Here is a 13,068-nt window from a genome sequence, read left to right as displayed (position 1 = left end):
TTTTGCTGTTCAGTTTTCAAGGTTCATTTGGCGAGGAACTGATTTGCATTCCTCTTTATTCGTTTGCCGCTTGTTTCAGTGGCAACTCTTATATCATACCAAATTACGTCGTCCGTGTCAACAACTAATTTCAATTTCTTTTTTCAAGTTTTGACTAAACACGATGTGTCGGACTGGCAACGTTATCTAATATATCACCTGGCTACTTTTAATGCAACACTAATTTTGAATTAGTTTCATCTTTTTATCCAAATCTATAAAAAACGCTGTGTAATAGCCCTTTAATAGGCATTACACAGCGGTTAACTCCATTTATTCTTTCGGGCGCATTTGCGGGAACAGTAAGATGTCACGAATTGATTGTGCATTTGTCAACAGCATGACAAGGCGATCCACACCGATTCCAAGTCCTCCAGTTGGCGGTAATCCATACTCAAGTGCCTCGATGAAATCCTCATCCATGTCGTGAGCTTCATCATTCCCTTGTTCCTTTTCTACAAGTTGTGATTCAAAACGTTCACGTTGATCAATCGGATCATTCAATTCTGTAAATGCATTCGCATGTTCACGTCGTACAATGAACAACTCAAAACGATCCGTAAAGCGGCTATCTTGTGCATTCTTTTTCGCAAGTGGAGAAATTTCAATAGGATGTCCATAGATAAATGTCGGTTGCACAAGTTGCTCTTCTACCTTCTGTTCGAAGAACTCATTCAACACATGTCCCACTTCCATCAATGGTTTAACTTCTACCCCGTGTTCTTTAGCTAATGAATGAGCTTCTTCTTTAGTCATCTCTTTCCAGAAATCAACACCCGTATACTCTTTTATCGCATCAGCCATATGCAGACGTTTCCATCCTGGCGCTAAATCAATCACATCTTCTCCATACTGCACTTGCATCGTGCCGAGCACATCTTGGGCGATATGAGCTACTAAGTTTTCAGTCAATTCCATGATGTCGTTATAATCCGCGTACGCTTCATATAACTCTATCATTGTAAATTCCGGATTATGGCGCGTTGAAATTCCTTCGTTACGGAATACGCGTCCTATTTCATATACCTTCTCAAGTCCACCGACAATAAGGCGCTTCAAATGAAGCTCGATTGCAATCCGCATGTAAAGTGTCATGTCGAGCGTATTATGATGTGTGACGAATGGGCGTGCAGATGCTCCTCCTGCAATCGCATGTAGCATCGGTGTCTCTACTTCAAGAAAACCTTGTCCATCCAAGTAACGGCGCATCGACTGGATGATACGACTTCTTAGAATGAATGTCTCTTTACTACCTTCCGTCGCAATCAAATCCAAATAACGCTGACGGTAACGTTGTTCTATATCTTTCAACCCGTGGAATTTCTCAGGTAATGGACGCAGCGCTTTTGTAAGGAATGTGAATTCTGTCGCTTTAATAGAGAGTTCTCCAACTTTCGTCTTGAAGATTGTCCCTGTAATCCCGATAATGTCCCCAAGATCTGTACTATTGTAGAGTTTGTAAGCATCTTCACCAATCGCATCTTGTCTTACGTAGATTTGAACCTGGCCGCCAAGATCTTGCAGATTCGCAAATCCAGCTTTTCCTTTACCGCGCTTCGTCATGATACGACCTGCAATTGTTACTGTATGAGGCGTTTCATCGAGGTCTTCTTTTGAAATCTCTTCAAAACGCTCCCGGATTTCATTCGATAGATGTGTCCGCTCGAATCTTGAGCCGAATGGGTCTAATCCACTTTCCCGTATATCTTCCATCTTCTGGCGTCTCACCAAAAGCTGATCGTTCATTTCATCCAAATGTGACATTTCTTTCACTCCTTCATCATTATCCGCTGCATAAGATAGCATGCATCTATTGTACACAATTTGCGCCACCCAAACACGTTTTACTTATTCACATCATCTAATAACACCAAGAATAACTGGTGTCTTGACGAAAAATCTCCAACTTTTAACTTATCCGTATCGAAAAAGGCTGCCACAACGCGTGACAGCCCGACTTATCCAGCGCAAACAGAACTTATACTAACTGCTACTTGATCAAGTTTCATCATTTCATCACCAAAGCCGTTCATAAGGTTCGTTAACTCATCAGCCGTTTTCATTGTATTGACCATGTTACGGATTTTCTATTACCTATCTCGCCGACAGAACAGTTATGGTATATGGTATGTGTCATTCCCCTTCTTGTAGGAATTCATCTACTTCGTTAAGCTTCTTCCAAAGTAAAACGCCTGTGTCTACCATCGAATCGGCAATTAAAGGAGCTATTTCTAGAAGAGGAATTAGAACAAATGCCCGCTCATGCATTCTCGGGTGCGGTACAACCAAATTCTCCGTTTCAATATTGTCGTTATTATACAACAGAATATCAAGGTCTACAGTCCGAGGACCCCACTTGACTTCACGAACTCGGCCAAGCTCTTGTTCTATACTTTGACACACCACCAACAGTTCATGTGCTGTTAAATCTGTTTCAACACGGATAACCAGGTTAAGAAAGTCTGCCTGATTTGTATAGCCAACAGGCACTGTTTCATAAATTGACGATATCGATGTAACCGTTGTGCCATTACTAACATGAAGCGCTCGAACCGATTCTTTCAAATGATGCAGCCTATCACCGATGTTCGAACCCAAAGAGAGGTACGCAACATTCATCAAAAGTTCCCCCTCGTAATGTCTACCGATACAGATGTATAATGGCCCGGAATCGGTGGATCAGGTTTTACAAGTATCACACGAACGCCAGTCACTTTATCTGCAAACATTACCAATACCTTTGTCGCAATATTTTCAGCAACTGTTTCGATCAGTTTTACAGGTTCGCCCTCTATGATTGTTCGACACAAGCTATATACTTCAGCATAATTAACCGTTTCATCCAGATTGTCTGTCTTTCCCGCTTCCGACAAATCTGTTGCAAGCGAAACCGTCACTCGAAAACGCTGACCAAGCCTTGTCTCTTCCGGCAGTGCACCGTGATAGCCGTAAAACTCCAATTCGTTCAGATGAATATAATCCATACCGCATCCTCCTCGTATGACTGATAAAGCAATAGGGTGACCCGCCTTTAAGTTAGCGTACGTACACAACTTATTTACTTCCTCAATTAAACTACATTTCTTATTTTGAAACTTTAAATCTAAGCACAGTCTTTAATTTCTCTGGCGCTGTTCTTCTAGCGTCTGTGATATAGATTTCTCTATGACTTTTTTCAATTCGGATCAAACCTTGTTCCTCGCAATACTTTTCCATTATAGTAAACGTTGCTGGTTCTTTATCGTAACTACCATGGTGCATCATCTGAACAGATAATCCATCAGAAAACGGCTCAAGTGTTGCCGTATCGACTGGTATATGTTTCTTTTTGACCCGCACGTTTTCAACAGCCCTTTGAAAAACTTCGCTCGTCACAAAGTCAGGCTGTCTGATCATTAATTGATAAACTAAATGATTTTTATCGAGGTAATCCAATTTTCTGCCCTCTTCATCTAAATCCCAAATTCCCTCAAGCGGAAATACTGTATATTCATAGTAGTCTTTTGGTGTGTAGCCACTCTTTGGCATCATTCGAATACTATAAGACAATGCATATAAAAGTTCCACGTTTGACCGGAACAAATCGCTATCTGGATGTCCTTCACCCTGTACTTTGATATACAACTTTTCGATGTCATCGTAAATAGTGGGTGTCTGTTTTGGCAAATAGATTTCTTTATCCTCTTTTCGCCACTCATACTTCATCATATAAAATGGACTCCTCCTATTGTTCGAAATCCTTTTTCCCAGTTAGTACGTCCATCATTTTTGCCATACGGGCGATTTCTTTCACGTCATGCACGCGCACAATATGGCAACCATGTTCGATTCCATAGCAAACAGTTGCTCCTGTTCCTTCAAGTCGTTCCTCAACGGGTAAGCCAAGAACGCTTCCAATCAGCGATTTTCGCGATGTTCCGAGAAGTACTGGGTACCCCATCTCAGCTATTCGATCGAGCCCTTGCATTGTCCATATATTTTGAATTGCATTCCGAACAAAACCAATACCCGGATCGAGCCAGATATTATCATGCGTTACACCTGCCGCAACAGCAATCCCTACACTTTCTTCCAAATCAGCGATAACTTCATCCATAAAGTTACCTTCGTACTCCGCCTTCTCACGATTGTGCATTAGAATAATGGGTACATTATGTTTTGCTGCAACGTCTGCAATATACGGTTCGCGTTTTGCTCCCCAAATATCATTGATGATCCTTGCGCCTGCCAAGATTGCTTCTTCTGCGACGCCAGCTTTATATGTATCAATCGACACGGTGCATCCAAATTCATTTGTCAAAGCCTTGATAATTGGAACCGTTCGTTCAAGCTCTTCTTCCAATGAAATCGGAATATGTCCTGGACGAGTGGATTCACCGCCCACATCAATAATTTTCGCTCCATCTCGAAGCATTTCTTCCGCACGCTTAAGCGCAGCGTCAATGCGGCCATATTTTCCGCCATCCGAAAACGAATCAGGCGTCACATTCAAAATTCCCATGATAACCGTTTCTTTTTTAAATTCCATTTCTACATTTCCAAACTGGTATGTATCACGTGCATGAATCAATTTCATTACCGATAACCTTCTTTCATATCATCTATCGCCCGCAAGTAGTATTCATGGAGCCTTTTATAAAAACCACCCGCCGCTCCCGGAAGCTGTATTTCTTCAATCATGGATAGGGGCACGATTTCCTGCACAGCGTTCGTTACAAATACCTCGTCAGCAGATTCCACATCTTCTTTACCATAAAACCCTTCATTCACGGTGATTTCGGCAGACTTAGCACCTTCTATGATAAACGCTCGTGTCGTCCCCGGGAGAATCCCCGTTTCGATAGTCGGCGTAAATAGTACGCCATCCTTCAACCAGAATACATTTGACGTAACTCCTTCAGCAACATAACCTTCAGCAGTTACGAAAAGACCTTCCATCTCTTTCAACGAAGATAGCTCCAGTCTCCCCTTTATATTGTTAAGGAAGTTGTGCGACTTATGACGTACCGTACTTTCTGGATTATTACGCGGCGTCTCAAGCCAGACTGCCCTCTTCTCCGTACCCCGAACAGTCGGAACCAATTCTTTTCTAAACAAAATAACGTTCGGCATCGCATAGGAAGAAGGTGCAAGACCGATATCATGGACTCCCGCCGAGACATTTAGCCTAAAATAGCCATCACTGCCGCCATTCAGTTCATCCAGTCTACCTACAGCAGTGAGAATTTCCATTTCATCGTAAGGCATCGAAATCCGATACTCTGTGAGTGCAGCATGTAGTCTATCCATATGTTTATCATACAAGAATACATTACCCTTATACGTTCGGAACGTTTCGAAAAAGCCAGCTCCATACAGAAAACCGTGATCGAAGGGTGAAATCTTTAACTCGTCCGCTCGCAGGAATTCACCATTCATCCAACACCACATAACGAACCTCCTATCTTACTTCTCCACCATCGCTTTTGCCTGCCAAAGCGCTTTTGCCTTATTTAACGATTCTACATATTCTGCTTCCGGCACTGAATCGGCGACAAGACCTGCGCCTGCCTGGATATGTGCAATGCCGTCCTTAATATAGACAGTACGGATGACAATATTAAGTTCAAAATCACCATTAAAGCCAAACCAACCGATTGAACCCGTATACAATCCTCTTCGCGTGGGTTCTAGTTCTTCAATAATTTCCATTGTCCGGAGTTTCGGAGAACCTGTGATGGAACCCCCTGGGAATACACCTTTGACAATATCAGCATTAGATATGCCTTCTGCAGCTTTTCCTCGGACGTTCGACACGAGATGCATCACGTGTGAATATTTTTCCACGACCATGAATTCATCTGTTTCAACCGTTCCAGTTTTACAAACACGTTCAAAGTCTTCTCGTTCCAGATCTACAAGCATAATATGTTCGCCCGTCTCTTTTTTGTTCGACAATAATTCAGCATGAAGCGCAGCATCCTCAGTTTCGTCTTTCCCCCTAGGGCGCGTACCACCAATTGGACGCGTACTCATTTCATCTCCACGCTTTTTCAGCAGTAGCTCGGGTGAACCCGAGACAACGGAGAATTCCGAGGACCCGATTGAAGCCATATAAGGAGATGGATTAAATGAGCGTAGCGCTTCATACATATCAAGCGGATTTGCTGTCAGCAATTGTGATTGCCTTACCGAGAGATTGACTTGAACAACATCGCCGCTTGAAATATAATTCTGCACGTCACGAACCATCTGCGCAAATTGCGGCCCCGTAACAGAAACAGCTAGATTTTTTTCACTAATAGAGACCTCTTTAGCATCCCCTGGCGCGAAAACTTGCTTGCTTATTCCCGCTAACGCAGCGGCTACCCAGTCGGATTCTAGCTCCGAGGGTTCTAAATCACTATCTGGGAGTGTCATGAAATAAGCCATTTCATTCTTACAATCAAGAACCGCCCAGCGGTCGAACAGACAGAAGAATAAGTCGGGTGTATCCAAGTCGTCCATTGTATCGTCTGGAATATTTTCATAAGTTCGGACATAATCGTAGCTTATGAAACCTATTGCACCACCTTGAAAATCCGGCAGTCCAGGAATAGATTCAATTTCATATGACTGAACAAACTCATTTAGTAGTTCGAGGGGATCTCCTTCTCTTACTTCCTCTGTGCCATCACGCCAAATTAGTTGTAACTTTTTTTCGTTCAATGTCCGCAATGTAACAAGAGGGTCGATTCCCGCCATACATAATGCCCCGCCCCGTCCACTTTCAAGAAGGACATGAGTGTCATGCATATGAGCCAATTCTTTATAGCCACAGAAAAATTGTTCTTTCGTCATCGCCAATGTTGTATAATCGATCTTTTGTTTGTGCATCCCAGTTTCCTCCCGATAACTTTAGTAACTTCATCTTACAGGGAAAAAGCCTTTTTACGCTATAATAATTAGCGTGAATTCCTTTTTTATTCGAAGAACATCTAAAACCAATAAAATTGAAATAAAAAAGAAGGTGCATTTTAGCACCTTCTAGCTGCATTTAATTATTCTTCGTCAAATTGATAAAGTGGTGTACTTAAGTAACGTTCTCCATTAGAAGGAAGAATCGCAACGACTACCTTCCCTTTACCAAGTTTCTTCGCAACTTGTAAAGCTGCAAAGATTGCCGCTCCTGATGAAACGCCGCCCAGAATACCCTCTTCTCGAGCTGCACGTCTTGCCGTTTCATACGCTTCGTCGTTCGTCACTTGGATAATTTCGTTGTAGACTTCCGTGTCGAGAACTTTTGGAACGAATCCTGCACCAATACCTTGAATTTTATGTGGTCCCGGCTTACCGCCTGAAAGTACGGGAGAGTCTGTCGGTTCAACTGCGATAATGCTCACTTCCGGAAAACGCTCTTTCAAGACGAGACCCACTCCTGTAATCGTACCGCCCGTTCCAATTCCAGAAATGAATGCGTCCACACGGTCTAGTGCGTCGGCAATTTCAGGACCTGTTGTTAAGCGATGTATTTCAGGGTTTGCCTCATTGTTAAATTGTTGTGGCATAAACCAACCATTTTCCTTTGCTAGTGTTTCAGCTTTTCCAATGGCGCCCTTCATTCCTTCAGCACCCGGCGTAAGTACAAGATCTGCACCATAAGCCCGAAGCAAATTGCGTCGTTCAGAACTCATCGTATCTGGCATAACGAGAACCGCTTTATAGCCTTTTGCCGCAGCGATCATTGCAAGCCCAATTCCTGTGTTTCCGCTTGTCGGTTCGATTATCGTACTTCCTTCTTTCAAATCACCCGACTTTTCAGCAGCCTCAATCATTGCAAGCGCAATACGGTCTTTGACACTCGATCCCGGATTCATATATTCAAGTTTCAAATAAATATCCGCATCTTCTGCACCTGTCATTCTGTTCATTTTAACAAGAGGTGTTTTCCCAACTAAGTCTGCAATAGAGTTTCCAACTAACGTCATTTTTACCCTCTCCCAATCCCTACTAATTTGATATGTTTTATAATACTAATTTTACTACCATTATGTGAACATTGTCAACAATTGAATGCGCACAATATATATTCTTTTACTCCTCTTAAAGATTAACCCTCTGACAGACCAATAGTGCATAATGCCGTAACCAAGTCGAAATTCCTATCTAGAAGTTATCCTATTCCCGAAGACAAGAAAAGCTGTCCGGATATGCCGATTAAAGTCGACTTCCGGACAGCTATCTATCATTTACCGTAAAACCATTCCGCATCAAACTCTTCCCAGAACGCCTCCGGGTTAACCGCTTGTGGAAGTTGTTCAATTGCAAGCTCACGCCTAATATGATCTTTTACTTCTTTAAATTTAAAAGATTGCCCCTTCACTACCTCATTCACACGCAAAACCGAGTAAGTACCGTCACTCAAAGCTATTACATCACTTATCGTTCCTTCTTTCACTCCGGACACTGCTTCAACGATAGCCAAGTCAATTGAATCTGTCGAATCGTTGATATAGCCGATATCCCCACCAAGGCTTGCTGATGCAAGATCCGTCGACCGCTCTTTTGCAAGTACGTCGAAGCTTGAGCCTTTTGACAGTTCATCAATTGTCTGTTTTGCTTCGTCTTTCGTCGGAACAATAATAATAGAGGTTCGATAGGAAGTTTGGATATTATAAAGTGAACTATTTTCATCGTAATGCTTCTTAATTGCATCGTCTTTCACCACAATGTCTTTCGTTAACACTTTTTCAAGGATGAGATTGGAATGGATTTTTTGACGCATCTTTTCTTCATCTTGACCTGAAATGGAACGGCCGTCAACGGAACGGATAAGCGCCATTTCAAGGTTAATCTCCTTATCAGAAACTTCAATCTCATACTGATCTGCAGCCACTTCCATCACCAAGTCATTTACTAGATCTAGGAGCGTTTCGTGACCCACTTCTTTTTCCATCGCAGTCATCCACTGTTCTCTTGTAATCGGCTTACCGGAAACCGATGCCACTACTTCATCTGTTTGCTTTGATTTGTTCGGCATAAGCCAACCTACAAACCAAAAGATATTAAACAGTAATAGAATTGCAATTAGGAGAACAAGTGGTTTCGTCTTTAGTTTACGTGTCTGTGAACTTTCCGTCCCAGACTCAGGCCCTCGATTGTATTTCATCGATAAAGCCTTCCAGCTCTTCTTTTGGATACACATACGTTTCCATACAGAAATGGCAATGTGCTTCAGCTTTTCCATCTTCGTCAATCATTTCTCTGATTTCCTGCTCTCCAAGGCCAATGATTGCATTACCAAATCTGTCTTTTGAACAATTACATTCGAATGAAACATCAATTTGGTCTAGAATTTCCACATTTTCAGAACCGAGTACTTCATAAAGTATTTCCTCAGGTGTAAGACCGCGGTTGATTAATGATGAAATTGGTTCGACGTTAGCAATACGCTCTTCAAGTTGTACAATCGTTTCCTCCGATGCACCAGGCATAACCTGGATTATAAAACCGCCCGAGGCTTTAACTGTATTGTCAGGATTTACGAGAACACCTAGTCCCACTGCAGAAGGCACCTGCTCCGAAACGACAAAGTACTCCGTAAAGTCTTCAGCAATCTCGCCGGATACAATCGGAACCTGCCCTGTAAAGAAATCGCGAAGACCTAAATCTTTTACGACTGAAAGCATCCCTTCTGTTCCAACCGCACGTTTTACGTCGAGTTTACCCATTTCATTCAAGTCAAAATGCGTTTGTGGGTTCGATGCATATCCCCGAACTTCGCCATGTGCATTTGCATCGATAACCATTGAACCAATTGGACCATTGCCGTCAATTTTAATTGTCAGTTTATCTTCGCCCTTTGACATGGCACCCATCATAACAGTCGCCGTCATTGAACGCCCAAGAGCTGCCGTCGCTGTCGGCCACATGCTGTGGCGGCGTTGTACTTCAGACACCGTTTCTGTTGAGCGTACCGCATACGCCCGGATTGTTCCTTCAAATGCAAGTGCTTTTACTAAGTAATCTTTCATTTAAAATATCTACTCCTTCTACATGTTTCTTTCGTATATTAGATGAAGCCCCTTTAGCGTCAGAAAGTTGTCAACAATATCAATAACTGTCGTCTCACTTGCAATAAGATCTGCAAGCCCTCCCGTAGCAATGACGGTAGGTTCTTCCTTACTCTGTGCTTTCATACGGGCAACAATACCATCAACTTGTCCAACATATCCATAAACAATTCCAGCCTGCATAGCGGCTACAGTGTTTTTCCCTACAACATGCTCTGGCTTCGTGAGCTCGATACGAGGCAATTTAGATGCCCGGTCGAACAATGCTTCCAATGAAATTCCGATACCTGGCGCAATTGCCCCACCCATATACTCGCCTTTTTCATTTACATAACAATAGGTCGTTGCCGTCCCAAAATCGACAATAATCAGCGGAGTTCCATATTCATGAATTGCTGCAACCGCATTGACAATCCGGTCTGCACCAACTTCACGCGGATTTTCGTACTTGATATTCAATCCAGTTTTGAGACCTGGTCCAACTATTAGTGGTTTTTGATTGAAGTATTTTCTGCACATCTGCTCCAATGGAAACATAACAGGCGGGACGACCGATGAAATGATAATGCCACGTACATCGTCAAAAGTTAGTCCGACATGTGAAAACATCGACTTTACTTGCATCGCATATTCATCTTCCGTCTTATGTCGATAAGTTTCCATACGCCAATGATGTTTAAGTTCTCCTTGTTCATAGACACCAAGGACAATATTTGTATTTCCTGTATCCAGCACTAGAATCATATTGGTTCCCCCGCTAACTTCGTCATTTTCCAACATATCATACCACATACCAAGCTATGAACAAAAGCAGAAGTGGCTTGAATGGCGACACATTGAACAGGGTCACATTGAGGATGGGTGCAAGTTTAATTCTTCCCATACAGTAAAGTATCGGACATAAAGACATTATTTTGCAACAAAAAAGCTGACTGTTTCAAAAGAAACAGTCAGCTTTCATAATTTTTAATCTCTGCGTTCTTCGTCGATTGGCCTAAGAGGTTGTTCGCCATCGGATTCTTTTCGTAAATCAACGATTGACGGATCCGTAGGTGCTCCAGTCGAATCAGAAATGACTACGTCATCTCCACTTTCTACTGCATCGATACTTTTCGGTTTATCATCTAAATTATCCAAGCCATAACGGCCATATGGACGATCTGGCAGTGTACCATGATCTTTTAGATGATTAATTTGCTCTGCATCAAGTGTTTCGACTTCTAGAAGCGTCGTTGCAATTAAATCAAGCAAGTCGCGTTGTCCAGATAGAATTTCATGTGTACGAGCGTATTGTTCTTTGATAATACGTTGCATTTCTTGGTCGATTTCATATGCAATCGATTCGGAATAATTTTGTTCAGAGTTGAAGTCACGACCAAGGAATACTTGCCCTTGAGACTGACCAAACTGCATCGGTCCTAGCTTATCGCTCATTCCGTACTCAGTTACCATCGAACGCGCGATGCCAGTTGCACGCTGGAAGTCGTTGTGAGCCCCAGTTGAAACTTCACCGAGGACAATTTCCTCTGCAACTCGACCACCCAGAAGCCCTGATATTTTATCGAGAAGTTCGGGCTTCGTCATGAAGTAACGGTCTTCTTTTGGAAGCATAACGGCGTAGCCGCCTGCCTGACCACGAGGAACAATTGTTACTTTATGAACGATTTCAGCGTCATCGAGCATTAGCCCTACAACAACGTGACCCGCTTCATGGAATGCTACAATATCACGTTCTTTTTTCGATATGACGCGGCTCGTCTTCGCAGGACCTGCAATAACTCGGTCAGTTGCTTCGTCGATGTCAGACATATCGATTTTCGTTTTGTCACGTCTTGCAGCCACAAGCGCTGCTTCGTTCAATAGGTTTTCAAGGTCTGCTCCCGAGAAACCAGGTGTACGTTGTGCAAGTGCCTTCAAGTTGACAGTGTCATCAAGTGGCTTATTGCGCGCATGGACTTTTAGAACTGCTTCTCTTCCTTTTACATCCGGGCGACCAACTGTGATTTGACGGTCGAAACGTCCTGGACGAAGAAGTGCAGGGTCAAGGATATCCGGTCGGTTTGTCGCCGCAACTATGATAACCCCTTCGTTCTCACCGAACCCATCCATTTCAACAAGAAGCTGATTCAGTGTTTGTTCACGTTCATCGTGTCCACCGCCGAGGCCTGCGCCACGTTGACGGCCGACCGCATCGATTTCATCGATGAAAATAATACATGGTGCATTCTTTTTAGCATTTTCGAAAAGGTCACGTACACGTGATGCCCCGACCCCAACGAACATTTCCACAAAATCAGAACCTGAGATTGAGAAGAAAGGAACTCCCGCTTCACCTGCAACCGCACGTGCCAATAGCGTTTTACCTGTACCAGGAGGTCCAACTAACAGGATTCCTCTAGGTATGCGTGCTCCGACTTCGACGAATTTAGTCGAATCTTTCAGGAAGTCTACAACTTCCACAAGCTCCGCTTTCTCTTCGTCCGCTCCTGCAACATCAGTGAAGCGAACTTTTTTGCGATCGTCTGTATGAAGCTTCGCTTTACTCTTGCCGAAGTTCATAACACGGCCACCGCCGCCGCCTCCACCTTGCGCCTGGTTTAACAGGAAGAAGAATAGAATGAAGATGATGATGAACGGTAAAAGACCGGTAAAGAAAGAAACCCATGCGCTTGCTACAGGAGTAGGCAAGATATCAATTTCAGTATTGGTTTTCGTAGCAAGTGAACGGATGTCATCTTGTATAGCAGCATCGTTCAGAACATTTGTTACGAATTCTTCACCTTCTTCATACCCATCCATTTTACCCCTCACTTCAAGGACGAGCTGGACTGGCTGTAAACTTACTGTTTCCACTTTACCCTCTTCCAAAGCAGTTATAAATTCATCGTAACGAATCTCTTTCTGTTTTGGGTTTGTGTTGTTTAGTGAACTGAATATCCCCATTATCGCAAGAAATATCAGTCCGTATAATAGAAAGTATCGAAGTATTCGATTCATC

The 13,068-nt window shown here is 43.0% G+C and carries 12 protein-coding genes; all 12 read right to left on the bottom strand.

Annotation, left to right across the window (positions count from 1 at the left end; all coding sequences use genetic code 11):
* Positions 1 to 312: 312 nt before the first annotated feature.
* Positions 313 to 1,803, bottom strand: coding sequence for a lysine--tRNA ligase (gene lysS / locus AC25Y6_RS15915; protein ID WP_482103241.1), 1,491 nt, complete (start codon positions 1,801 to 1,803; stop codon positions 313 to 315).
* A 369-nt stretch (positions 1,804 to 2,172) separates the two neighbouring features.
* Positions 2,173 to 2,661 (bottom strand): 2-amino-4-hydroxy-6-hydroxymethyldihydropteridine diphosphokinase, encoded by a 489-nt coding sequence (gene folK, locus AC25Y6_RS15910; protein WP_488143708.1) that lies wholly within the window; start codon positions 2,659 to 2,661, stop codon positions 2,173 to 2,175.
* Positions 2,658 to 3,023, bottom strand: a complete 366-nt coding sequence (gene folB, locus AC25Y6_RS15905; protein WP_488143707.1) for a dihydroneopterin aldolase — start codon at positions 3,021 to 3,023, stop codon at positions 2,658 to 2,660. Before folB ends, folK begins: the two co-directional genes overlap by 4 nt.
* A 100-nt stretch (positions 3,024 to 3,123) precedes the next feature.
* Positions 3,124 to 3,747, bottom strand: a complete 624-nt coding sequence (locus AC25Y6_RS15900; protein WP_488143706.1) for a GyrI-like domain-containing protein — start codon at positions 3,745 to 3,747, stop codon at positions 3,124 to 3,126.
* A 16-nt stretch (positions 3,748 to 3,763) separates the two neighbouring features.
* Positions 3,764 to 4,615: a dihydropteroate synthase gene (folP, locus tag AC25Y6_RS15895; RefSeq protein WP_488143705.1), complete on the bottom strand. Its 852-nt coding sequence runs from the start codon at positions 4,613 to 4,615 to the stop codon at positions 3,764 to 3,766.
* Positions 4,615 to 5,469 carry an aminodeoxychorismate lyase gene (gene pabC, locus AC25Y6_RS15890; protein ID WP_488143704.1) on the bottom strand — a complete coding sequence of 285 codons (855 nt, stop codon included), beginning with the start codon at positions 5,467 to 5,469 and terminating at the stop codon, positions 4,615 to 4,617. The genes folP and pabC overlap by 1 nt, the downstream gene beginning before the upstream one ends.
* A 15-nt stretch (positions 5,470 to 5,484) precedes the next feature.
* Entirely contained in the window at positions 5,485 to 6,894 is a 1,410-nt protein-coding gene (locus AC25Y6_RS15885; RefSeq protein WP_488143703.1) for an anthranilate synthase component I family protein, read from the bottom strand.
* Positions 6,895 to 7,058: 164 nt separating this feature from the next.
* Complete coding sequence (cysK, locus tag AC25Y6_RS15880; protein ID WP_488143702.1) at positions 7,059 to 7,985, bottom strand: cysteine synthase A; 927 nt, start codon at positions 7,983 to 7,985, stop codon at positions 7,059 to 7,061.
* A gap of 257 nt (positions 7,986 to 8,242) precedes the next feature.
* Positions 8,243 to 9,166, bottom strand: coding sequence for a peptidyl-prolyl cis-trans isomerase (locus AC25Y6_RS15875; protein ID WP_488143701.1), 924 nt, complete (start codon positions 9,164 to 9,166; stop codon positions 8,243 to 8,245).
* Entirely contained in the window at positions 9,144 to 10,031 is an 888-nt protein-coding gene (hslO, locus tag AC25Y6_RS15870; RefSeq protein WP_482103198.1) for an Hsp33 family molecular chaperone HslO, read from the bottom strand. The genes AC25Y6_RS15875 and hslO overlap by 23 nt, the downstream gene beginning before the upstream one ends.
* Before the next feature lie 18 nt (positions 10,032 to 10,049).
* Positions 10,050 to 10,814, bottom strand: a complete 765-nt coding sequence (locus tag AC25Y6_RS15865; protein ID WP_482103199.1) for a type III pantothenate kinase — start codon at positions 10,812 to 10,814, stop codon at positions 10,050 to 10,052.
* Positions 10,815 to 11,036: 222 nt separating this feature from the next.
* A complete protein-coding gene (gene ftsH / locus AC25Y6_RS15860) occupies positions 11,037 to 13,067 on the bottom strand; it encodes an ATP-dependent zinc metalloprotease FtsH (RefSeq protein WP_488143700.1) in 2,031 nt (676 codons plus the stop codon).
* Position 13,068: the final 1 nt, after the last annotated feature.

The organism is Sporosarcina sp. Y1004 (genome assembly GCF_057669665.1).
This window is presented reverse-complemented; position numbering and strand designations above follow the sequence as displayed.